General features: G+C 62.0%; 18 protein-coding genes and 1 pseudogene. 18 read left to right on the top strand and 1 reads right to left on the bottom strand.

All coding sequences use genetic code 11. The features are described from left to right. The first annotated feature begins 57 nt into the window (after positions 1-57). From rseP to ispD, 16 genes and pseudogenes are all read left to right on the top strand, one after another. Positions 58-1,410, top strand: a complete 1,353-nt coding sequence (rseP, locus tag ACFOJE_RS01380) for a sigma E protease regulator RseP (RefSeq protein ID WP_377812433.1) — start codon at positions 58-60, stop codon at positions 1,408-1,410. A gap of 72 nt (positions 1,411-1,482) precedes the next feature. Further along, positions 1,483-3,843, top strand: a complete 2,361-nt coding sequence (gene bamA / locus ACFOJE_RS01385; RefSeq protein ID WP_377812434.1) for an outer membrane protein assembly factor BamA — start codon at positions 1,483-1,485, stop codon at positions 3,841-3,843. Positions 3,844-3,889: 46 nt separating this feature from the next. Beyond that, on the top strand, positions 3,890-4,393 hold the full coding sequence (locus tag ACFOJE_RS01390) for an OmpH family outer membrane protein (RefSeq protein WP_377812435.1): 504 nt from the start codon (positions 3,890-3,892) through the stop codon (positions 4,391-4,393). A 2-nt stretch (positions 4,394-4,395) separates the two neighbouring features. Further along, positions 4,396-5,454, top strand: a complete 1,059-nt coding sequence (gene lpxD / locus ACFOJE_RS01395) for a UDP-3-O-(3-hydroxymyristoyl)glucosamine N-acyltransferase (RefSeq protein WP_377812638.1) — start codon at positions 4,396-4,398, stop codon at positions 5,452-5,454. Between the two features lie 51 nt (positions 5,455-5,505). Next, positions 5,506-5,946, top strand: coding sequence for a 3-hydroxyacyl-ACP dehydratase FabZ (gene fabZ / locus ACFOJE_RS01400; protein WP_377812436.1), 441 nt, complete (start codon positions 5,506-5,508; stop codon positions 5,944-5,946). After that, a complete protein-coding gene (gene lpxA, locus ACFOJE_RS01405) occupies positions 5,943-6,719 on the top strand; it encodes an acyl-ACP--UDP-N-acetylglucosamine O-acyltransferase (RefSeq protein WP_377812437.1) in 777 nt (258 codons plus the stop codon). The genes fabZ and lpxA overlap by 4 nt, the downstream gene beginning before the upstream one ends. Before the next feature lies 1 nt (position 6,720). Next, positions 6,721-7,863 (top strand): lipid-A-disaccharide synthase, encoded by a 1,143-nt coding sequence (gene lpxB, locus ACFOJE_RS01410; RefSeq protein ID WP_377812439.1) that lies wholly within the window; start codon positions 6,721-6,723, stop codon positions 7,861-7,863. Next, a complete protein-coding gene (gene rnhB / locus ACFOJE_RS01415) occupies positions 7,863-8,501 on the top strand; it encodes a ribonuclease HII (RefSeq protein ID WP_377812440.1) in 639 nt (212 codons plus the stop codon). Before lpxB ends, rnhB begins: the two co-directional genes overlap by 1 nt. Positions 8,502-8,623: 122 nt before the next feature. Beyond that, a complete protein-coding gene (gene dnaE, locus ACFOJE_RS01420) occupies positions 8,624-12,145 on the top strand; it encodes a DNA polymerase III subunit alpha (protein ID WP_377812442.1) in 3,522 nt (1,173 codons plus the stop codon). Positions 12,146-12,293: 148 nt separating this feature from the next. Beyond that, complete coding sequence (locus tag ACFOJE_RS01425) at positions 12,294-13,244, top strand: acetyl-CoA carboxylase carboxyltransferase subunit alpha (RefSeq protein ID WP_377812443.1); 951 nt, start codon at positions 12,294-12,296, stop codon at positions 13,242-13,244. Positions 13,245-13,372: 128 nt separating this feature from the next. Next, positions 13,373-14,687 (top strand): annotated as a pseudogene (gene tilS / locus ACFOJE_RS01430) (tRNA lysidine(34) synthetase TilS). 159 nt (positions 14,688-14,846) lie between these two features. Next, positions 14,847-16,478: a CTP synthase gene (locus ACFOJE_RS01435; protein ID WP_377812444.1), complete on the top strand. Its 1,632-nt coding sequence runs from the start codon at positions 14,847-14,849 to the stop codon at positions 16,476-16,478. A 3-nt stretch (positions 16,479-16,481) separates the two neighbouring features. Further along, complete coding sequence (kdsA, locus tag ACFOJE_RS01440) at positions 16,482-17,327, top strand: 3-deoxy-8-phosphooctulonate synthase (protein WP_377812445.1); 846 nt, start codon at positions 16,482-16,484, stop codon at positions 17,325-17,327. A 136-nt stretch (positions 17,328-17,463) separates the two neighbouring features. Further along, positions 17,464-18,753, top strand: coding sequence for a phosphopyruvate hydratase (eno, locus tag ACFOJE_RS01445; protein ID WP_377812446.1), 1,290 nt, complete (start codon positions 17,464-17,466; stop codon positions 18,751-18,753). A gap of 123 nt (positions 18,754-18,876) precedes the next feature. Continuing rightward, complete coding sequence (gene ftsB, locus ACFOJE_RS01450) at positions 18,877-19,164, top strand: cell division protein FtsB (protein WP_377812447.1); 288 nt, start codon at positions 18,877-18,879, stop codon at positions 19,162-19,164. Next, positions 19,161-19,868, top strand: coding sequence for a 2-C-methyl-D-erythritol 4-phosphate cytidylyltransferase (gene ispD / locus ACFOJE_RS01455; RefSeq protein ID WP_377812448.1), 708 nt, complete (start codon positions 19,161-19,163; stop codon positions 19,866-19,868). The genes ftsB and ispD overlap by 4 nt, the downstream gene beginning before the upstream one ends. 10 nt (positions 19,869-19,878) lie before the next feature. On the opposite strand, the gene ACFOJE_RS01460 is transcribed toward ispD, so the two are convergent. Next, entirely contained in the window at positions 19,879-20,781 is a 903-nt protein-coding gene (locus tag ACFOJE_RS01460; RefSeq protein WP_377812449.1) for a LysR substrate-binding domain-containing protein, read from the bottom strand. A 130-nt stretch (positions 20,782-20,911) separates the two neighbouring features. Between ACFOJE_RS01460 and ACFOJE_RS01465 the strand changes: the two genes are divergently transcribed. Together ACFOJE_RS01465 and fghA are read left to right on the top strand one after the other, a co-directional pair. Then, entirely contained in the window at positions 20,912-22,027 is a 1,116-nt protein-coding gene (locus tag ACFOJE_RS01465) for an S-(hydroxymethyl)glutathione dehydrogenase/class III alcohol dehydrogenase (RefSeq protein WP_377812450.1), read from the top strand. A 57-nt stretch (positions 22,028-22,084) separates the two neighbouring features. Continuing rightward, a complete protein-coding gene (fghA, locus tag ACFOJE_RS01470; RefSeq protein WP_377812451.1) occupies positions 22,085-22,933 on the top strand; it encodes an S-formylglutathione hydrolase in 849 nt (282 codons plus the stop codon). Positions 22,934-23,025 lie beyond the last annotated feature (92 nt).

A 23,025-nucleotide genomic window follows, 5' to 3' on the forward strand; every position in this document is an offset into this window, starting at 1 on the left:
ATTCGCCGTTTGCCGTATCGCGCCTGGAACGACCATGGATTCCCGAGGAGTCATTCGATGAGTGCACTTTACATGATCGTGGGCACCTTCATTGCCCTCGGGGTCTTGGTTACCTTCCACGAGTTCGGCCATTTCTGGGTTGCTCGTCGCTGTGGGGTCAAGGTTCTGCGCTTTTCCATCGGCTTCGGCAAGCCACTGCTACGTTGGCATGGCCGGAAAGGCACCGAATTCATGATCGCAGCGGTGCCGCTGGGTGGCTACGTGAAGATGCTCGACGAGCGAGAGGCAGAGGTGCCGGTCGAACTCCTCGATCAGGCTTTCAATCGTAAAAGTGTATGGCAGCGCATTTCGATCGTCTCCGCGGGCCCGTTGGCTAACTTCCTCTTGGCACTGTTCTTCTTCTGGCTGTTCGCGGTGCTCGGAAGCCAGCAGGTCAGACCTGTTATCGGCTCGGTCGAGGAGGGCAGTTTGGCTGCGGTGGCGGGATTGGCGGCCGGGCAGGAGATCGTCGCTGTAGATGGCGAGGAAACCTTCGGTTGGGCAGCAGTAAACCTGCAACTGGTCCGGCGTCTGGGGGAGTCCGGGCGGCTGAAGGTGACCGTGCGTGACAATGGATCCAACGTGGCTCAGACGCGCCAAGTGGTTCTTGAGGATTGGCTGAAAGGAATAGATGAGCCCGATCCGATCGCGGCGCTGGGGATTCGCCCTTGGCGTCCCGCCATCCCGCCGTTGTTGGGACGGCTTGATCCGAAGGGGGCTGCGCAGGCGGCCGGTTTGCTCAGTGGCGATCGTCTGCTCTCGTTCGATGGGCAGACATTGGATGACTGGCAACAGGTCGTGGACAGGGTTCGTGCGCGCCCTGGCGAGCGTGTGGTTTTCCAGGTCGAGCGTGCCGGGCAGCAGCTCCAGGTGCCCGTCACCTTGGGCTCGCGAGGAGAGGGCAAGGCACGTAGTGGCTACCTTGGGGCTGGCGTGGAGGGCGTCGACTGGCCTCCTGAGATGCTGCGCACTGTTCGTTTCGGTCCCGCGGATGCGATTGGCGAAGCTTTCCGGCGTACCTGGAGCATGAGCGTCCTGACGTTCGAGTCCCTGAAGAAAATGCTCTTTGGCGAGCTCTCGGTAAAAAACTTGAGCGGGCCGATAACCATTGCTAAAGTGGCCGGCGCCTCGGCCCAGTCCGGGGTGGGGGACTTCCTGAACTTTCTCGCCTACCTGAGCATAAGCTTGGGGGTACTCAATCTGCTGCCTATTCCGGTGCTCGATGGTGGGCATTTGCTGTATTACGTTGTCGAAGCCGTGCGTGGGCGCCCCTTGTCCGAAAGAGTGCAGGCTTGGGGTATGCAGATCGGCATCAGTCTCGTGATCGGGGTGATGCTGTTGGCTCTATTGAACGATTTGAGCCGACTGTAACGCGCTGCCGAATTTACGAACCTGCCGCATTTTGCGGCAGGTTCTTTATTGACAGTTGGAAAAAAGGACTTCATGAAACGCCTGCTGCTACCTGCGGTCCTCGCCGCTTTGATGACCGCTGAGGTTCACGCTGAGTCTTTCAAAATAACCGATATTCGCGTGAACGGTTTGCAGCGGGTTTCCGCCGGCAGCGTATTCGGCGCTCTACCGCTGAACGTCGGCGAGCAGGTAGACGATCGCCGTCTGGTGGAGGCAACGCGAGCTCTATTTCGGACGGGCTTCTTCCAGGATATCCAGCTCGGTCGTGAAGGGAATGTCCTGGTCATCAATGTAGTCGAGCGCCCAACAATTTCGGGGATCGAGCTGGAGGGCAACAAGGCTATCAAGTCGGAAGACCTTCTGAAGGGGTTGCAACAGTCTGGGCTCGCCGAGGGTGAGATCTTCCAGCGAGCCACTCTGGAGGGGGTCCGCAATGAGCTGCTTCGCCAGTATATCGCTCAGGGGCGGTATTCGGCCGACATTCAAACTGAAGTAGTACCGCAACCGCGTAATCGCGTGCTACTGAAGATCAAGATCAATGAGGGCTCGGTTGCTGCTATCCAGCATATCAACGTGGTCGGGAATACCGTCTTTCCTGACAAGACCCTGCTCAATCTGTTCGAGCTGAAAACCACGAACCTGCTGTCCTTTTTCCGCAACGACGACAAGTATGCGCGGGAAAAGCTGTCCGGAGATCTGGAGCGTCTGCGCTCTTACTACCTGGATCGTGGCTATATCAACATGGATATCTCCTCTACCCAGGTATCCATCACGCCCGACAAGAAGCATGTCTATATCACCGTCAACATCGAAGAGGGTGAGAAGTACACCGTTCGCGATGTAAAGCTGGCTGGCGATCTCAAAGTCCCGGAGGATGAGATTCGCTCCCTGGTGTTGGCAAAGGAGGGGCAGGTCTTTTCGCGCAAGGTAATGACCAGCACTTCCGAACTGATCACCCGTCGCCTGGGCAACGAGGGCTATACCTTTGCCAACGTCAACGCTGTTCCCGAGCCCCATGATGAGGACCATACGGTATCGGTGACCTTCGTGGTCGATCCGGGCAAGCGGGCTTATGTGAACCGTATCAATTTCCGTGGGAATACCAAGACCGAAGACGAAGTGCTTCGCCGGGAGATGCGTCAGATGGAGGGCGGCTGGGCATCCACTTACCTGATCGATCAGTCCAAGGTTCGTCTCGAACGTCTGGGATTCTTCAAAGAGGTCAACGTCGAGACCCCCCAAGTGCCAGGTACTGACGATCAGGTTGACGTCAACTACACGGTCGAAGAGCAACCCTCCGGCTCCGTCAGTGCTAGCGTAGGTTTCGCCCAGAACTCGGGTCTCGTGCTCGGTGGTTCAATCAGCCAGAACAACTTCCTCGGTACTGGTAACCGGGTCAGCATCGGTCTGACTCGCAGTAATTATCAGACCAACTACAACTTCGCCTTCACCGATCCCTATTGGACTGACGATGGGATTAGTCTTGGCTATAACGTGTTTTACCGCACTTCCAATTACGACAAGCTCAATGTCAGTTACTCCAGCTATTCGCTGGATAGTTATGGTGCTGGCGTCAACCTCGGTTATCCGATTAACGAGACCTCACGGCTGAGCTATGGCTTGTCTGCTCAGCAGGACAAGATCAAGCCTGGCACCTATCCGGTCGGAGAAATCCTGGATTTCATCGACAAGGAAGGCGACAGCTTCATGAACTTCAAAGCCTCCGCCGGATGGTCAGAGTCGACTCTGAACAAGGGGGTCATGGCTACCAAGGGGCATTCTCAGGGCTTATCGTTGCAGACCACCTTGCCTGGAAGTGACCTGTCGTTCTACAAGCTTGAGTACAATGCTCAGTTGTTCACGCCGCTGACCGAAACCTATACCCTGCGTTTCCATACTGAGCTTGGCTATGCCGATAGTTTTGGCTCGACATCCAAGATGCCGTTCTATGAAAACTACTATGGGGGCGGTTTCGGCTCGGTTCGTGGTTTCCGTGCTGGCAGTCTGGGCTCGCGCAGTACTCCCGCTGCCAATGATCCGGATCAGAAGCCACAACCCTTCGGTGGTAACGTCAAGCTTATCGGCGGGGTCGAGGTGCTGTTCCCTCTTCCGTTCGTCGAGGATCAACGCTCGTTGCGCAGTACTGTATTCTGGGACGTGGGTAACGTGTTCGATACGAACTGCAGTAATGCCCAGAAAAATGGTGTGACTGGTGGCAGGAAAAAGGACGACTCTTGCAGCATCAGCCCCAGCAACCTAGCTAGCGCTGTTGGTGTCGGCCTGACCTGGATCACTGCCATGGGGCCTCTCAGCTTCAGTGTGGCCGCTCCGGTTCAAAAGCCGCAGAATGCCGATACCCAGTTCTTCCAATTCTCTCTGGGGCAGACCTACTGACAGCCGCCCCGTTTTATCTGTAAATGCTTCATAGCAGGAGTGCATCGTGCGTAAATTGACTCAATGGTTTTTGTTCAGTGCTGTCCTGCTGGCATCTCCGGCATTCGCCGAAATGAAGATTGCAGTGCTCAATTACCAGATGGCGTTGCTCGAATCCGATGCTGCCAAGCGCTATGCCGTGGATGCGGAGAAGAAGTTCGGCCCTCAGTTGAACAAACTGAAGTCCTTGGAAGACGATGCCAAGCGCATTCAAGATCGCCTGGTAAAGGATGGTGAAAAGCTCTCGACTGCCGAGCGTGAGCGCCTTGAACTGGAATTCAAGCAGAAGGCGCGTGATTTCCAGTTCCAGTCCAAGGAGCTGAATGAGGCAAAGGCTGTGGCCGACCGCGACATGCTGAAGCAGCTCAAGCCGAAGCTGGACAAAGCCGTCGAGGAAATTATCAGCAAAGGAAACTTCGATCTGGTAATTGAGCGTGGTGCGGTGGTCGACGTCAAGCCGCAATACGACATCACCCGTCAAGTTATCGAACGCATGAATCAAATGCGTTGATGATGACATCTCCTATGTTCACCCTTGGTGAGCTCGCTGAACGGCTTGGCGCCACCCTGCGCGGTGCAGCGGACAGATCGATCAGCGGGCTTGCTTCTCTGGAGGAAGCCGGCCCCCAGCAGCTGAGCTTCCTTGCCAACCCGAAATACCGCAAGTTCCTTTCGGAAACCCGTGCGGGCGCCTTGCTGTTGACTCCAGATGATGCCGAGAGTTACGGCGGCGATGCGCTAATTCTGGCTGATCCTTATCTGGCGTATGCGCGGTTATCACATCTGTTCGACCCGAAGCCGAAAGCGTCCCCCGGCATTCATCCGACAGCTGTGATTGCGGGCGATGCCGTTGTGGATGACCGCGCCAGTATCGGTGCCTATTCCGTCATCGAGTCGGGTGTAAGGATTGAGGCCGGGGTGGTCGTTGGTGCCCATTGCTTCATCGGGGCGCGCAGCAGGATCGGCGCGGATGGCTGGTTGGCTCCGAGGGTCACGCTCTACCATGACGTGCGGATCGGTAAGCGTGTGGTTATCCAGTCGGGCGCGGTGATCGGGGGTGAGGGTTTTGGCTTCGCCAAGGAAAAAGGTGTCTGGATCAAGATCGCGCAGAATGGCGGAGTCCTCATCGGAGATGATGTAGAAATCGGTGCGAATACCACTATTGATCGGGGTGCATTGGCGGATACCCGTATTGGTAACGGGGTCAAGCTGGATAACCAGATTATGATCGCGCACAACGTCCAGATCGGCGATCACACAGCCATGGCTGGTTGTTGCGGAATTTCCGGCAGCACCCAGATCGGCCAGCGTTGCATGATCGCTGGCGGAGTCGGCATGGTCGGGCATATCGAGGTATGCGATGACGTATTTGTCACCGGTATGACCATGGTTACTCGTTCTATCTCTCAACCGGGCGCTTATTCCTCCGGCACGGCAATGCAGCCGGCAGCAGAGTGGAAGAAGAGCGTCGCCCGTATACGCCAGTTGGATGATCTGGCTCGTCGCCTTCAGCAGATGGAAAAGCGCCTGGCAACCGTGACCTCCGGCGGTGATGGTTCATCAGAAGCCTGAACCCGCCCAGACGCGCGTCCCTAATTTTTACTCACAGGCTTTTCTGAAAATATGATGGACATCAAAGAGATTCGCGAGTATCTGCCTCATCGTTACCCTTTCCTTCTGGTTGATAGAGTGGTAGACCTTGACGTCGAGGGTCAGCGCATTCGCGCCTACAAGAATGTCAGCATCAACGAGCCTTTCTTCAATGGGCATTTCCCCCTTCATCCAATCATGCCGGGGGTTCTGATCGTCGAGGCAATGGCTCAGGCGGCAGGAATCCTCGGTTTCAAAATGTTAGACGTCAAGCCTTCCGACGGTACCCTCTACTACTTCGTCGGTTCCGATAAGCTGCGTTTCCGGCAGCCGGTATTGCCGGGTGACCAGTTGATTCTCGAGGCCCAATTCCTCAGCATGAAGCGCGGTATATGGAAATTCGATTGTCAGGCCTTGGTCGATGACAAATCCGTCTGTTCGGCTGAGATCATCTGTGCGGAACGAAAGCTATGAGTTTGATTGACCCTCGCGCCATCATCGATCCGTCGGCTAGTCTGGCGGCCGGTGTGCGCGTCGGTCCCTGGTCCATCATCGGGCCAGATGTGCATATTGGTGAAGGTACGGAAATCGGCCCCCACGTCATCGTCAAGGGGCCGACCTGGATCGGTCGGCATAACCGAGTCTTTCAGTTCTCCAGCATCGGTGAGGATACCCCCGATCTGAAGTTCAAAGGAGAGCCGACCCGTCTGGTGATAGGTGATCACAACGTGATCCGCGAGGGGGTGACCATCCATCGCGGTACCGTTCAGGACCGCGAAGAGACCACCATCGGAGATTACAACCTGATCATGGCGTATGCCCATATCGGCCATGACAGCGTGATCGGTAACCATTGCATTTTGGTCAACAACACCGCACTCGCGGGCCATGTGCACTTGGGCGACTGGGTGATTCTTTCCGGATATACGCTGGTTCACCAGTACTGCCGTTTGGGGGCGCACAGTTTCTCCGGCATGGGGACCGCAATCGGCAAGGATGTTCCGGCTTACGTCACCGTATTCGGCAATCCGGCCGAGGCGCGCAGCATGAACTTCGAGGGCATGCGCCGGCGTGGTTTCACGACCGAGGCCATCCATGCCCTCCGCCGCGCCTACAAGATGGTGTATCGCCAGGGGCTGACGGTAGAGCAGGCTCTGGTGGAGTTGGAAGAGTTGGCCGCGCAGTTTCCCGAGGTGGCTGTCTTCCGGGATTCGATCCGCAACTCGACTCGCGGTATCACCCGCTGAAATGACCGGGGGAATGCGCGTCGCGCTGGTGGCCGGCGAAATGTCCGGCGACATTCTGGGAGCCGGGCTGATGCAGGCCTTGAAGGCCCGTCTGCCGAACATCGAGTTCATCGGTATTGGCGGTCCGCGGATGCAGGCCGAGGGTCTGAAATCCTATTTTCCCATGGAGCGTCTATCTGTCATGGGGCTCGTCGAGGTTCTCGGACGCCTGCCCGAATTGTTGCGGCGGCGACGATGGCTAATCTCGACTCTGCTGGCAGTCCGCCCAGACGTATTCGTCGGCATCGATGCGCCTGACTTCAACCTGGATATCGAACTGAGGCTGCGTCGAGCCGGCATCAAGACCGTGCATTATGTCAGCCCATCGGTCTGGGCATGGAGACAGAAGCGGGTTCAGAAGATTCGCCAGGCCTGCGATCTGATGCTGACGCTGTTCCCCTTCGAAGCGCGCTTCTACGAAGAAAAGTCAGTGCCGGTTAGCTTTGTCGGTCATCCGCTGGCTGATCAGATTCCCTTGCAGGTCGAGCGTGATCGGGCTCGCCAGGAACTGGGGCTCCCTCATGATGGAAGGGTTATTGCCCTGATGCCCGGTAGTCGCGGTGCCGAGGTGGCGCGCCTGGGGCCTCTGTTCATCGAGGCCGCTTCACGCTTGCATGGGATGAGTTCAGAGCCTGTGCATTTCGTCGTGCCCTGCGCCAATCCGCAGCGGCGCGCGCAGTTGGAGAATCTGCTAGCGGATGCCGAGCTGGATTGTTCTCTGATACTGCTCGATGGGTGCTCCCATGAGGCGCTGGCTGCCTGCGATGCCGTATTGATTGCTTCGGGGACCGCGACTCTCGAGGCCTTGCTGTTCAAGCGGCCAATGGTGGTGGCTTATCGGATGGCGCCCTGGACTTACCGGATTCTCAAGCGGCTGGTGAAAATCCCTTATGTCTCCTTGCCCAACCTGCTGGTCGGGCGCCCCCTGGTGCCGGAGCTGCTGCAGGAGCGGGCTACCCCGGCGGCGCTGGCCGAGACGTTGATGCTCGCTCTGGAAAAAGAGGATGGGCAGAAAACCATTTTCGATGATATCCACCGTTCGCTGCGTCGCGATGCCTCGCGACAGGCAGCCGAGGCGGTGCTGCAACTGACAGGGCGAGCCTGATGCAACTTGGATTGGATTTCTCATTGGTCGAGGAACTGGTAGCCGGGGTCGACGAGGTGGGGCGCGGCCCCCTGTGCGGGCCGGTGGTGACGGCGGCCGTGATTCTCGATCCGTCCCGGCCGATCCGGGGCTTGAACGATTCGAAAAAGCTCGGTGAGGCACGACGCGAGGCGTTGTTCGACGAGATCTGCGAGAAGGCGCTGGCCTGGTGTATCGGTCGCGCCGAGGTGGAGGAAATCGATCGCCTCAACATCCTGCATGCCACCATGCTGGCCATGCAGCGTGCAGTCGAGGGGCTCTGCGTGATGCCGCGCCTGGCGTTGATCGACGGGAATCGCTGTCCGCAGTTGTCGGTTCCCACTGCAGCGGTGGTCAAGGGGGACAGCCAGGTGCCGGCGATCGCAGCCGCTTCGATCCTGGCCAAGGTGAGCCGGGACCGCGAAATGCAGACCATGGATCTCCTTTATCCTGGTTATGGTCTGGCCGCACATAAGGGTTATCCCACGGCTGAGCATCTTGACGCTTTGACCCGTCTGGGACCGACCCGGATCCATCGCCGTTCGTTCGCCCCGGTACGCGCCGCCTTCGAGGCCTTGGCGCAGCCGGCGCTGCCAACAGCTACAGGTGCTTTGCTCTAAACAGGCAGGAAGGATCTCGGGCTGCGTTTTCCGGATCTGCCCGCGTCAGGCTGCGCTCTGTAGCTTTCCCATTACCGCCGTTACAATTTTCATCCTCGTCGCCCGTTTTCCAAGGTCTACCCATGCCCGTTTCCTTCGTCCACCTGCGCCTGCATACCGAGTATTCCCTGGTCGACGGGCTGGTCCGGGTCAAGCCGCTTATCAAGGCGGTGGCCGGTGCCGGCATGCCGGCAGTGGCGGTTACCGACCAGAGCAACATGTGCTCGCTGGTCAAGTTCTACAAGACCGCCAATGGCGCCGGGATCAAACCGATCTGCGGCGCGGACCTCTGGCTTGCTAGTCGCGAGGAGGATGGCCCGCTGTCTCGAGTGACCCTGCTGGTGATGGATGCCGAGGGTTACCGCAATCTCACAGAGCTGGTCTCCCGCGGCTGGACCGAGGGCCAACACAACGGACTGGTGATCATTCAGCGCGACTGGGTGAAGGAGGCCGCCGATGGCCTGATCCTCCTGAATGGTAAGGAAGGAGATGTCGGGCAGGCGCTGCTCAATGGCGATCAGTCCCAGGCTCAGGCGTTGCTGGAGGAGTGGCAGGCGGTCTTTCCCGATCGGCTCTATCTCGAGGTGCAGCGTACCAACCGGGCGGGCGACGAAGAGCACCTGCATGCCTCGGTCGCTCTGGCCGAGCGCCGCGGCGTGCCGCTGGTCGCGACCAACGACGTGCGTTTCCTCAAGCAGGCGGATTTCGAGGCCCACGAGACCCGCGTATGCATCGGCGAAGGGCGTACCCTCGAGGACCCGCGACGACCGCGCAACTACTCGGATCAGCAGTATCTGAAGACGCCCGCGGAAATGGCCGAGCTGTTCGCCGACCTGCCCGAGGCCCTGGAAAACACCGTCGAAATCGCCAAGCGATGCAATATCGAAGTGCGTCTGGGCAAATATTTCCTGCCCAATTTCCCCGTGCCGGAAGGCATGACCATCGACGACTACCTGCGCCAGGCCTCCCACGAGGGATTGGAGGAGCGTCTGGCCGTGCTCTGGCCGAAGGAAACCACGCCCAACTACGAAGAGGTGCGGCAGAAATACATCGACCGTCTGGAGTTCGAGCTTGGCACCATCATCCAGATGGGATTCCCCGGCTACTTCCTGATCGTGATGGACTTCATCAAGTGGGCGAAGAACAACGGCGTGCCGGTCGGCCCCGGCCGGGGCTCGGGGGCCGGCTCCCTGGTCGCCTACGCGCTGAAGATCACCGACCTGGATCCGCTGGCCTACGACCTGCTGTTCGAGCGCTTCCTCAACCCCGAGCGGATCTCCATGCCCGACTTCGACGTCGACTTCTGCATGGACGGCCGCGACCGGGTCATCGACTACGTGGCAGAAGCCTACGGGCGCAACGCGGTGAGCCAGATCATCACCTTCGGCTCGATGGCGGCCAAGGCGGTGGTGCGCGACGTGGCCCGGGTGCAGGGCAAGTCCTACGGCCTGGCTGACCGGCTGTCGAAGATGATCCCATTCGAAGTCGGTATGACCCTGGAGAAGGCCTACGAGCAGGAAGAGGTACTGCGCGACTTCCTCAAGTCCGACGAGGAGGCCCAGGAAATCTGGGACATGGCCCTCAAGCTCGAAGGTATCACCCGCGGTACCGGCAAGCATGCCGGCGGCGTGGTGATCGCGCCGACCAAGCTCACCGACTTCGCTCCCATCGCCTGCGATGAGGAAGGCGGCGGCCTGGTCACCCAGTTCGACAAGGATGACGTGGAAGCCGCCGGGCTGGTTAAGTTCGACTTCCTCGGCCTGCGCACCCTGACCATCATCAAGTGGGCGATGGAGACCATCAACCGCGAACAGGCCAAGAAGGGCTTGCCACCGGTGGACATCGACCGCGTTCCGCTGGACGACAAGGCGACCTACGCGCTGTTGCAGAAGGCCGAGACCACCGCGGTGTTCCAGCTGGAATCGCGGGGTATGAAGGAGCTGATCAAGAAGCTCAAGCCCGACAACATCGAAGACATGATCGCATTGGTGGCTCTGTTCCGGCCGGGGCCGCTGCAGTCGGGCATGGTGGATGACTTCATCAACCGCAAGCATGGTCGTGCCGAGATTTCCTATCCCCACCCGGACTACCAGTACGCGGGGCTGGAGCCTGTCCTCAAGCCCACCTACGGCGTCATCCTTTACCAGGAACAGGTGATGCAGATCGCCCAGGTCATGGCTGGGTACACGCTCGGCGGCGCTGACATGCTGCGCCGGGCCATGGGCAAAAAGAAGCCGGAGGAGATGGCCAAGCAGCGCGGCGGCTTCATCGAGGGCTGTGCGAATAACGGCATCAATGCCGAGCTTGCGGGTAATATCTTCGATCTTGTAGAAAAATTCGCCGGTTACGGCTTCAACAAGTCGCACTCCGCTGCCTACGGCCTGGTCTCCTATCAGACGGCCTGGCTGAAGACCCACTACCCGGCCCCCTTCATGGCCGCGGTGCTCTCCGCGGATATGCACAATACCGACAAGGTGGTGACGCTGATCGAGGAGTGCCGCAGCATGAAGCTGCGCCTCGTGGCGCCAGACGTGAACAACTCCGAATTCATGTTCACGGTGGACGACGACGGTCGCATCGTCTATGGCCTGGGGGCGATCAAGGGGGTCGGCGAGGGGCCGGTGGAGGCCATCGTGGAGTGCCGGGCCGAGGGAGGGGCGTTCGAGGATCTCTTCGACTTCTGTGCGCGGGTCGATCTCAAGCGTATCAACAAGCGGACCCTCGAAGCCCTGATCCGCGCCGGTGCGCTGGATCGGCTCGGGCCTTACTTTTCCGACGAACCCAAGGCCTACCAGGCGAATGTCGACCGTAACCGGGCAGTCCTCCTGGCCTCCATGGAGGAGGCGGTGCAGGCGGCCGAACAGACGGCGCGCAGCGCCGACAGCGGCCACATGGACCTGTTCGGCGGACTGTTTGCCGAGCCCGAGGCGGATGTCTACGCCAATCATCGGAGCGCTCGCGAGCTGTCGCTGAAGGAGCGGTTGAAAGGCGAGAAGGAGACGCTCGGTCTCTATCTGACCGGTCATCCGATCGATGAATACGAAGGGGAAATCCGCCGTTTCGCCCGCCAGCGCATCGTCGAGCTGCGGCCGGCGCGGGATACCCAGACGGTCGCCGGGCTGATCGTCAACCTGCGGGTGATGAAGAACAAGAAGGGCGACAAGATGGGCTTCATCACGCTCGATGACCGCTCCGGGCGCATCGAGGCCTCGTTGTTCGCCGATGCTTTCGCCAGCGCGCAGGCGTTGCTGCAGACCGATGCCCTGGTGGTGGTCGAGGGCGAGGTCAGCAACGACGATTTCTCCGGCGGACTGCGGCTGCGCGCCCGGCGAGTGATGAGTCTGGAGGAGGCACGGACCGGCCTGGCCGAGAGTCTACGCCTGCAGGTCGCCAGCGAGGCGCTCAAGGGCGATCGCCTGCGCTGGCTGGCGGAGCTCTGCAGTCGCCATCGCGGCGCCTGTCCGATCACCCTGGACTATACCGGCAGCGACGCACGAGCCCTGTTGCAGTTCGGCGAAAGCTGGCGCATCGACCCGGCCGACAGTCTGATTCAGGCGTTGCGTGACCAGTTCGGCCGCGACAACGTCTTTTTGCACTACCGCTGATGCGTATCGACAGTGGAACCGCCTGCCTGGCTGTGCGGTCTTCGCGGATACATGCAGCAGCCTCGACCCCGAGCGCCCGATCCCGTAAGGTAGGGCGCCAAACGGAACAGCATCCGGCGGCCTGGCCGTCGACGCATGACGGAAGCCTATGAACCCAAATTTTCTGGATTTCGAACAGCCGATTGCCGACCTGCAAGCCAAGATCGAAGAGCTGCGTCTGGTCGGTAACGACAATGCGCTGAACATCAGCGAAGAGATTGCCCGCCTGCAGGACAAGAGCCTCTCGCTCACCGCCAGCATCTTCGGCAACCTCTCCAGCTGGCAGATCGCCCAGCTGGCGCGCCATCCGCGTCGGCCCTATACCCTCGATTACATCGAGCACATCTTCACCGAGTTCGAGGAGCTTCATGGCGATCGCCATTTCTCCGACGACTCCGCGATCGTCGGCGGCATGGCGCGCCTAGATGGCGAGCCGGTCATGGTCATCGGCCATCAGAAGGGCCGCGACGTACGCGAGAAGGTGCGCCGCAACTTCGGCATGCCGCGTCCGGAAGGCTACCGCAAGGCTTGCCGACTGATGGAGCTGGCTGAGCGCTTCAAGCTGCCGATCCTGACCTTCATCGACACTCCCGGCGCCTATCCGGGCATCGACGCCGAAGAGCGCAACCAGAGCGAGGCCATCGCCTGGAATCTGCGGGTCATGTCGCGTCTGAAGACCCCGATCATCGCTACCGTAATCGGCGAGGGCGGCTCCGGCGGCGCGTTGGCGATCGGCGTCTGCGACCGGCTGAACATGCTGCAGTATTCGACCTACTCGGTGATTTCGCCGGAAGGTTGCGCCTCGATTCTCTGGCGTACCGCCGAGAAGGCACCAGACGCCGCCGAGGCCATGGGTATCACGGCTGCGCGTCTGAAGGATCTGGGCATCGTCGACGAAGTGATCAAGGAGCCCCTGGGCGGTGCCCATCGGGACCCGGCCTCCACTGCCGAGGCTGTCCGCCAGCAACTGGCCGGACAGCTGGACGTTCTGCGCGGTCTGGACGCCGACGCCCTGCTCGAGCGTCGTTATTCGCGACTGATGAGTTACGGCGTTTCCTGATGAGGTAAACCGGCTCCGTCGCTGTGCGAGGCTTTTGGCACAGGATGGAGCCGGGCGTCACCGTAGCCGGCGCATGCCCCGTTCGCCGTTGCTGGAAAGCAAGGTGTCTCCTTGAGGTCGAAAGCGCCATGTCCCTCGAAACGCGCCTGCTCGCCGCCCTTGATCCCTGGCTCGATGCGCCGAGATGTTGGGTCGCCTTCTCGGGGGGGCTGGATTCCACCGTTCTTCTGCACCTGCTGGTCCGTCTTGCCGAGCGGCATCGGCTGCCGTCGTTGTCCGCCATTCACATCCATCACGGTCTGCAAGCTGTCGCCGATGCCTGGCCGGAACATTGCCGGCAGATCTGTGCGCGGCTGGGAGTCGTCCTGCAGGTCCGTCACGTCGAGGTCGATGTGATGGCCAGTCTGGAACGGGGTGCCCGCGAGGCCCGCTACCGGGCCTTTGCCGAGGTGTTGGGCGAGGGCGAGCTGCTATTGACCGCCCAGCACCGCGACGATCAGGCGGAGACCCTGCTGTTCCGCCTGCTGCGCGGGGCCGGCGTGCGCGGCCTGGCGGCCATGCCGGCTTGTCGGTCGCTCGGGTGCGGGCATCTGCTGCGGCCGTTGCTGAAGGTCTCGCGGGACGAGCTGGAGAGTTACGCCCGCGAGCATGGGTTGAGTTGGGTCGAGGATCCCTCGAACCAGTCGCTCGAGTTTTCCCGCAATTACCTGCGACATCGGGTCCTGCCCATGATGACCGCTCGCTGGCCGCAGGCCGTGGGGAACATGGCGCGTTGCGCCGGGCACATGCGCGAAGCGCAAGAGATGCTCGGCGAGCTGGCGGAACTGGATCTGGCCGCGGCCAGGGAAGCGTGTGCCTTTCCCTGGCTGGCGCTGCCGTCCCTGGCTTTGGCGCCGTTGCTCCAGCTTTCCCCGGCACGTCAGCGCAATGCTCTGCGCCATTGGCTGGAGCCCCTGACCGGTCTGCCGGATACGGAGCACTGGGCGGGTTGGGAGAGTCTGCGCGATGCGGTGTCCGCGGCGGCTCCGGTCTGGCGGCTGGCGCAGGGTGAGTTGCATCGTGCTGGCGGCAGACTCTGGTGGCTGGCGGGCGAATGGCTTGCCCAGCCGCGCGGCCCGGTATTCTGGGCTAGTCCCGAGCAGGCCTTGTCCTTGCCGGGCAATGGCCGGCTGCTCCTTGCTGGGCAGGGGGCGGAGGGTCCTCTGCAAGTGCGCTACCGGCGGGGCGGCGAGGTGCTGAGCCTGCCGGGGCGAGGTCGTCGCGATCTGAAGCGCCTGCTCAACGAGCGAGGGATACCGGCCTTCGTGCGCGGCCGTTTGCCGCTGCTCTACCGGGGGGATGAGCTGCTGGCGGTCGCCAATCTGCCCGGGCTCGAGGGGCCGCTGGATGGCTCCTGGCAGCTGTGCTGGCAGCCTTGCGGGAAATGATCAAGGTTTGAGCTGAAAAACCCTTTCCGGTAGACTACGCTCCCGTCTTAGCCAGTGCTTCTGTGGTTCCCATTCAGGAAACCCGCAGGGATTGGTTATTGTCGCGCTTCGCGCAATCGCTCCTTCGCTTCCTCGGCGGTGCTGACCGCCTAAACGCAGACTTCTAGGGTTATTCATGACGCGCTATATCTTCGTCACGGGCGGTGTTGTTTCTTCATTGGGGAAAGGCATCGCTTCGGCTTCCTTGGCGGCTATCCTGGAGGCGCGGGGGCTGAAGGTCACCCTGCTCAAACTGGATCCGTACATCAACGTCGATCCCGGCACCATGAGTCCGTTCCAGCACGGTGAGGTGTTCGTCACCGAGGATGGCGCCGAAACCGACCTCGATCTGGGGCATTACGAGCGCTTCGTGCGCACCACCATGACCCAGAACAACAACTTCACCACTGGCCGCGTCTACGAGGACGTGCTGCGCCGCGAGCGCCGTGGCGACTATCTGGGGGCCACCATTCAGGTGATCCCGCACATCACCGACGAGATCAAGCGCCGCATCATCAAGGGCGCCGGCGATGCCGACGTGGCCATGGTGGAGATCGGCGGTACCGTCGGTGACATCGAGTCCCAGCCGTTCCTCGAAGCGATCCGCCAGCTGCGCGTGGAAGTGGGTGCCAAGCGCGCCATGCTGATGCACCTGACCCTGGTGCCCTATATCGCCACCGCCGGCGAGACCAAGACCAAGCCCACCCAGCACTCGGTGAAGGAGCTGCGCTCCATAGGCCTGCAGCCCGACGTGCTGATCTGCCGTTCCGACCATCCGATCGACGTTTCCTCCCGGCGCAAGATCGCCCTCTTCACCAACGTGGAGGAGCGCGCGGTGATCGCCCTGGAAGACGTCGACACCATCTACAAGATTCCTTCGGTGCTGCATGCCCAGGGGCTGGACGACATCGTCGTCGAGCGTTTCGGCCTGGAGTGCAAGAGCGCCGATCTCTCCGAGTGGGATCGCGTGGTCGATGCCAAGCTACATCCGGAGAGGGAAGTCACCATCGCCATGGTCGGCAAGTACATGGAACTCCTGGATGCCTACAAGTCGCTGATCGAGGCGATGAGCCACGCCGGCATCCAGACCCGCACCCGGGTCAATCTGCGCTACATCGATTCCGAGGACATCGAGAACCAGGGCACCGAGCTGCTGGACGGCGCCGATGCCATCCTGGTCCCCGGTGGCTTCGGTCTGCGCGGAGTGGAAGGCAAGATCACGGCAGTGAAGTATGCCCGCGAGAACAAGGTTCCCTACCTGGGCATCTGCCTCGGAATGCAGGTCGCGGTGATCGAGTTCGCCCGTGACGTGCTCGGCTGGTCCGATGCCAATTCCACCGAATTCGACAAGTCCTCCACGCATCCGGTGGTCGGCCTGATCACCGAGTGGCAGGACGCTACCGGCGCCACCGAGACCCGCAGCGAATCCTCCGATTTGGGCGGCACCATGCGTCTCGGCGCCCAGCAGTGCCAGCTGGAGAATGGCTCCCAGGTGCGCCAGTGCTATGGCAAGGATGTCATCGTCGAGCGTCACCGCCATCGCTACGAGGTCAACAACAACCTGCTGCCGGAGCTGGTCGGGGCCGGTCTCAAGGTCACCGGCCGCTCCGGCGACGGTGCGCTGGTCGAGGTGATCGAGGCGCCGGACCATCCCTGGTTCGTCGCCTGCCAGTTCCATCCCGAGTTCACCTCGACGCCGCGTGACGGCCATCCCCTGTTCACCGGCTTCGTCAAGGCTGCGCTGGCGCAGAAGGCGAAGAAGGACTGAGGCATGGCACAGAAGCTTATTCGCGTCGGTAACATCGAGATCGCCAACGACAGGCCGATGGTGCTCTTCGGCGGCATGAACGTGCTGGAGTCCCGCGATCTGGCGCTGAGGGTTTGCGAGGAATACGTGCGGGTGACCGACAAGCTCGGTATCCCGTACGTGTTCAAGGCCAGCTTCGACAAGGCCAACCGCTCCTCGATCACCTCCTTCCGCGGCCCGGGCCTGGAAGAGGGCATGAAGATCTTCGAGGAAGTGAAGAAGACCTTCGGCGTGCCGGTTCTCACCGACGTGCACGAGCCCCATCAGGCCGCGCCCGTGGCCGAAGTCTGCGACATCCTCCAGTTGCCGGCCTTCCTCTCGCGGCAGACCGATCTGGTGGTGGCCATGGCCAGGACTGGCGCGGTGATCAACATCAAGAAGGCCCAGTTCCTCGCCCCGCAGGAGATGAAGCACATCCTGCGCAAGTGCGAGGAGGCGGGCAACGACCAGTTGATCCTCTGCGAGCGCGGCACCTCCTTCGGCTACAACAACCTAGTGGTGGACATGCTCGGCTTCGGCATCATGAAGCAGTTCGAGTATCCGGTGTTCTTCGACGTGACCCATGCCCTGCAAATGCCGGGCGGTCGTGCCGATTCCGCCGGCGGTCGTCGCGCCCAGGTCACCGACCTGGCCAAGGCCGGCATCAGTCAGGGCCTGGCCGGTCTCTTCCTCGAGGCCCATCCAGACCCGGACCAGGCCAAGTGCGATGGCCCCTGCGCCCTGCGTCTGGACAAGCTGGAGCCCTTCCTCGGCCAGCTCAAGCAGCTGGACGACCTGATCAAGGGCTTCCCGCCAATCGAGACTGCCTGATACCGTCCCGTTCCGGTAAAGTAGCGGACGCCCCATGGGGCGTCCGATCACAATTATTCTTCGGTGACCGCAGCCGAGGCAGTGAAGCCCGTGAGCTCGGCCACCTGTACGTAACCCTTCTGGAGTGCTACCAGCAATGGCAAAGATCGTCGACATCAAAGGCCGTGAGGTCCTGGATTCCCGCGGTAACCCGACCGTAGAAGCCGACGTAATTCTCGACAACGGCATCATCGGCAGCGCCTGCGCGCCGTCCGGGGCCTCCACCGGTTCCCGCGAGGCGCTGGAGCTGCGCGATGGCGACAAAAGCCGTTACCTGGGCAAGGGCGTACTGAAGGCGGTCGCCAACGTCAACGGCCCCATCCGCGATCTGCTGCTGGGCAAGGATCCGGCCGATCAGAAGGCTCTGGACAGGGCGATGATCGAGCTGGACGGCACCGAGAACAAGGCCAAGCTGGGCGCCAACGCCATCCTTGCCGTATCCCTGGCCGCCGCCAAGGCCGCCGCCAAGGACAAGGGCGTGCCGCTGTACGCCCACATCGCCGATCTGAACGGCACCCCGGGCGTCTACTCCATGCCGGTGCCGATGATGAACATCATCAACGGCGGCGAGCACGCCGACAACAACGTCGACATCCAGGAATTCATGGTCCAGCCGGTCGGCGCCAAGACCTTCGCCGACGCCCTGCGAATGGGCGCCGAGATCTTCCATCACCTGAAGGCCGTGCTGAAGGCCCGTGGTCTGAACACCGCGGTGGGCGACGAGGGGGGCTTCGCCCCGAACCTGTCCTCCAACGAAGATGCCCTGGCGGCCATCGCCGAAGCCGTGGCCAACGCCGGTTACAAGCTGGGCACCGACGTGACCCTGGCTCTGGACTGCGCTTCCAGCGAGTTCTACAAGGATGGCAAGTACGATCTGGCCGGCGAAGGCAAGGTCTTCGATGCAGCCGGTTTCGCCGACTATCTGGCCGGTCTGACCCAGCGCTATCCGATCATCTCCATCGAGGACGGCATGGACGAGTCCGACTGGGCCGGCTGGAAGGGGCTGACCGAGAAGATCGGCGCCAAGGTGCAGCTGGTCGGCGACGACCTGTTCGTGACCAACACCAAGATCCTCAAGGAAGGCATCGAGAAGGGCATCGCCAACTCGATCCTGATCAAGTTCAACCAGATCGGCTCGCTCACCGAGACCCTGGAAGCCATCCAGATGGCCAAGGCCTCCGGCTACACCGCGGTGATTTCGCACCGTTCCGGCGAGACCGAGGACAGCACCATCGCCGACCTGGCCGTGGGCACCGCGGCAGGCCAGATCAAGACCGGCTCGTTGTGCCGTTCCGATCGCGTCTCCAAGTACAACCAGCTGCTGCGCATCGAAGAGCAACTGGCTGGCAAGGCGCCCTATCGCGGTCGTGCCGAGTTCCGCGGCTGATTGCAGGAGAGCGAAGGAGGGGCGGCGTTGGCTGCCCCTTTTGCTATGAATTTCCGGCGTGCGGGCCCATCATCAGTGGCTCGTCGCGGTCCCACCGCCTTCAATCCCTACCGACGCATGCTCATGTCCATCCTGCGTAGTCACTACTGGCTTTTGGTCGCGCTGATCCTGTTGTTTGCCGGACTGCAGTATCGCCTCTGGGTGGGCGACGGCAGTTTCGCCCAAGTGGCGTCGCTCAAGCGACAGATCGCCGAGCAGCATGGGGAAAACGAGCGCTTGCAGGAGCGCAACCGGATCCTCGAGGCCGAGGTGCGGGAGCTGAAAAAAGGCATGGAAACCGTGGAGGAGCGCGCCCGGCAGGAGCTCGGCATGGTCAAGGAAGGCGAAACCCTATATCAGTTGACCGAATGAACATTCCCGATTTGCCCCCCTTCTGGGCCGTTATCCCGGCCGCCGGCGTCGGCAGCCGCATGCGCGCCGACCGTCCCAAGCAGTATCTGTCGCTGGCCGGCAAGAGCATTCTCGAACATACCCTCGATTGCTTTCTCGATCATCCCCGCCTGAAAGGGGTGGTGGTGAGTCTGGCTGCCGACGATCCCTATTGGCCTGAACTCGCCTGTGCTCGCGATCCGCGCATACACCGGGCCCCGGGCGGGCGCGAGCGCGCCGACTCGGTATTCAACGCCCTGCAGACCCTGGGCGAACTGGGTGCCGAGCCGACGGACTGGGTTCTGGTGCACGACGCCGCGCGACCTAACCTGGCCCGCAGCGATCTGGACAACCTCCTCATGACTCTCGCCCACGACCCGGTCGGCGGCCTGCTGGCGGTTCCGGCGCGGGATACCCTGAAGCGCGCCGATGCCGACGGTCGGGTGAGTCAGACCGTGGACCGCTCGGTCATCTGGCAGGCCTATACCCCGCAGATGTTCCATCTGGAGCCGCTGCGGCGCGCCCTGGCCGATGCGCAGGATGCCGGCGCGACCATCACCGACGAATCCTCCGCCATGGAGTGGGCCGGTCTCTCGCCTCGTCTGATCGAGGGCCGCGGCGACAATCTCAAGGTCACCCGTCCGGAAGATCTGCAGTGGCTGGCCCAGCGCTGGGCCCAGCGCTGAGTTTTCCGTTCTAGAGGCTGGTCTGCTGCTGGTACTCCGGCCGCGCGGCCAGCCCCTCCTTCAACGCCTCGATCAGCAGTCTCACCTTCGGCAGTGGATAGCGCCGCTGCGGGTAAACCGCCCAGACCGCGGTATTCGGCGGCTGGTTGCCTTCCAATAGAGAGACCAGCGCGCCGCGGCGCAGCGGCTCCTGCACGTAGTAGTCCGGCAGCTGGCACAGGCCGAAACCGCGCAGGGCCGCATCCAGCACCGCTTCGCCACTGTTGCAACGCCAGTTACCGCTCGGCCGGAACGGATGCTCGCGGCCGTCGAGCTGGAACATCCAGGTGTCGCTGGTGCCGATCAGGCAGTTGTGCCGGGCCAGTTCGGACAGGGTGTGCGGTCGCCCGTAGCGCTCCAGATAGGCAGGGGCAGCGCACAGGTACATGGCGCGCGGGGCGATGCGGCTGGCGATCAGGCTGGAGTCGCTGAGCCGGCCGAGGCGGATGGCCAGGTCGAAACCTTCCTGGACCAGATCCAGGTTACGGTTGGTCAGCTCGATTTCTACCCGCAGTTGGGGATGCTGCGCCATGAAGGCGTTGACCAGCGGCACGATGAAGCGCTCACCGTAGGTGACCGCCGCGGTCATGCGCAGCAGGCCGGTGGGCGTACTCTGCAGCTCGCCCAGGGCGTTGAAGGCAGCTTCGCGTTCCTCGATCAGCCGCTGGCAGTGGGCAAAGAAGGTCTGTCCGGCCTCGGTGAGGGAAACCCGGCGGGTGGTCCGGTAGAGCAGGCGGGCGTGCAGGCGCTCCTCCAGTCGGGCGATCTGGCGGCTGACATGGGACGAGGACACTCGCAGGCGCTCGGCGGCCCGGTAGAAACTGCCGCATTCGGCGACGGCGACGAACTCGTCCAGACCTTCCCAGCGATTCACGGTGACTCCAAAACCTGATGGACACTGCCGGCATTATCCCTGTGTGGCAATAATGTTTTCCAGCTCGGTCGATTATCCCCTTCGGTGCTTGAATTAGACTTCAGGCTTTCTCACCAGCGAGAGCTTTGTCATGACCATCAAATCCCGCGCCGCTGTCGCCTTCGCGCCGAACGAACCGCTGAAGATCGTCGAAGTGGAGGTGGAGCCGCCGAAGAAAGGCGAGGTGCTGGTGCGCATCGTCGCCACCGGCGTGTGCCATACCGATGCCTATACCCTGTCGGGCCAGGATTCCGAAGGCGTGTTCCCCTGCATTCTCGGCCACGAGGGCGGCGGCATCGTCGAGGCGGTGGGCGAGGGGGTCACCTCCCTGCAGGTCGGCGACCACGTGATCCCGCTGTACACCGCCGAGTGCGGCCAGTGCAAGTTCTGCAAGTCCGGCAAGACCAACCTGTGCCAGGCCGTGCGAGCCACCCAGGGCAAGGGCCTGATGCCCGACGGCACCACCCGCTTCTCCTACAACGGCCAGCCGATCTACCACTACATGGGCTGCTCGACCTTCTCCGAGTACACCGTGCTGCCGGAGATCTCCCTGGCCAAGATTCCGAAGGAGGCGCCGCTGGAGAAGGTCTGCCTGCTCGGCTGCGGCGTGACCACCGGCATCGGCGCGGTGCTGAACACCGCCAAGGTGGAAGAAGGCTCCACCGTGGCCATCTTCGGCCTCGGCGGCATCGGCCTGGCGGCGATCATCGGCGCCAAGATGGCCAAGGCCAGCCGCATCATCGCCATCGACATCAACCCGGCCAAGTTCGAGGTGGCCCGCGAGCTGGGCGCCACCGACTTCGTCAATCCGAAGGACTACGAGAAGCCGATCCAAGAAGTGATCGTCGAGATGACCGACGGCGGCGTGGACTACTCCTTCGAATGCGTCGGCAACGTGCAGCTGATGCGCGCCGCCCTGGAGTGTTGCCACAAGGGCTGGGGCGAGTCGACCATCATCGGCGTGGCGCCTGCCGGTGCCGAGATCAGCACCCGTCCGTTCCAGCTGGTCACCGGCCGCGTCTGGCGCGGAAGCGCCTTCGGCGGCGTGAAGGGCCGCACCGAGCTGCCGAGCTACGTGGAGAAGGCACAGAAGGGCGAGATCCCGCTGGATACCTTCATCACCCACACCATGGGGCTGGATGACATCAACGAGGCCTTCGACCTGATGCACGAAGGCAAGAGCATCCGCACGGTCATCCACTTCTGATCAGCCAGCGGGGTGGATGTCCTGGGGGCATCCATCCTGCGGGTGGAGATAGCAACGATGTCCCTGGAAAACCTTTCCTGCCAGAAGAGCTTCGGCGGTTGGCACAAGCGTTACCGGCACCGCTCCAGCAAGCTGAACTGCGACATGGTGTTCGCCGTCTACCTGCCGCCGCAGGCGGAGCAGGGCGAGAAACTGCCGGTGCTGTACTGGCTGTCCGGACTGACCTGCACCGACGAGAACTTCATGCAGAAGGCCGGAGCCCTGCGGATGGCGGCCGAGCTGGGCTTGATCCTGGTCGCACCGGATACCAGCCCGCGCGGCGAGGGCGTGCCGGACGATCCGGATGGCGCCTGGGATTTCGGCCTCGGGGCCGGCTTCTACGTCAACGCCACCCAGGAGCCCTGGGCCAGGCACTACCGCATGTACGACTACGTGGTCCACGAGCTGCCGGCGCTGATCGAGGCCAGCTTCCCGGTCTCGGGCAAGCGCGGCATCTTCGGTCATTCCATGGGCGGTCATGGCGCCCTGATCTGCGCCCTGAAGAATCCCGGGCGCTACCAGTCGCTATCCGCCTTCGCGCCGATCGCCAACCCGTTGAACTGCCCCTGGGGCGAGAAGGCCTTCACCCGCTACCTGGGCGAGGACCGCTCGCGCTGGCGCGAATGGGATGCCTGTGCGCTGATTGCCGAGGCCAAGGAGAAGCTGCCGATCCTGGTCGACCAAGGCGACCGCGACGACTTCCTGGTCACCCAGCTCAGGCCGGAGGCACTGCAGGCCTCGGCCCAGGCCGCCGGACACCCGCTGACGCTGCGCCTGCAGCCGGGGTACGACCACAGCTACTATTTCATCGCCTCCTTCATTGAGGATCATCTGCGCCATCATGCCCGGGCACTGAAAGGCGAGTGAGCCGTTGTCCTCTGTCGCACCGGTGCGGCAGTCGGCGGCAGGCTCCGTCCGGCCGTCAAACCGGTTAGAATCGCCGCCTGACTTCGGAAAGG

The organism is Azotobacter bryophylli, from assembly GCF_042643485.1.
In the GTDB taxonomy this organism is placed as follows: domain Bacteria; phylum Pseudomonadota; class Gammaproteobacteria; order Pseudomonadales; family Pseudomonadaceae; genus Azotobacter; species Azotobacter bryophylli.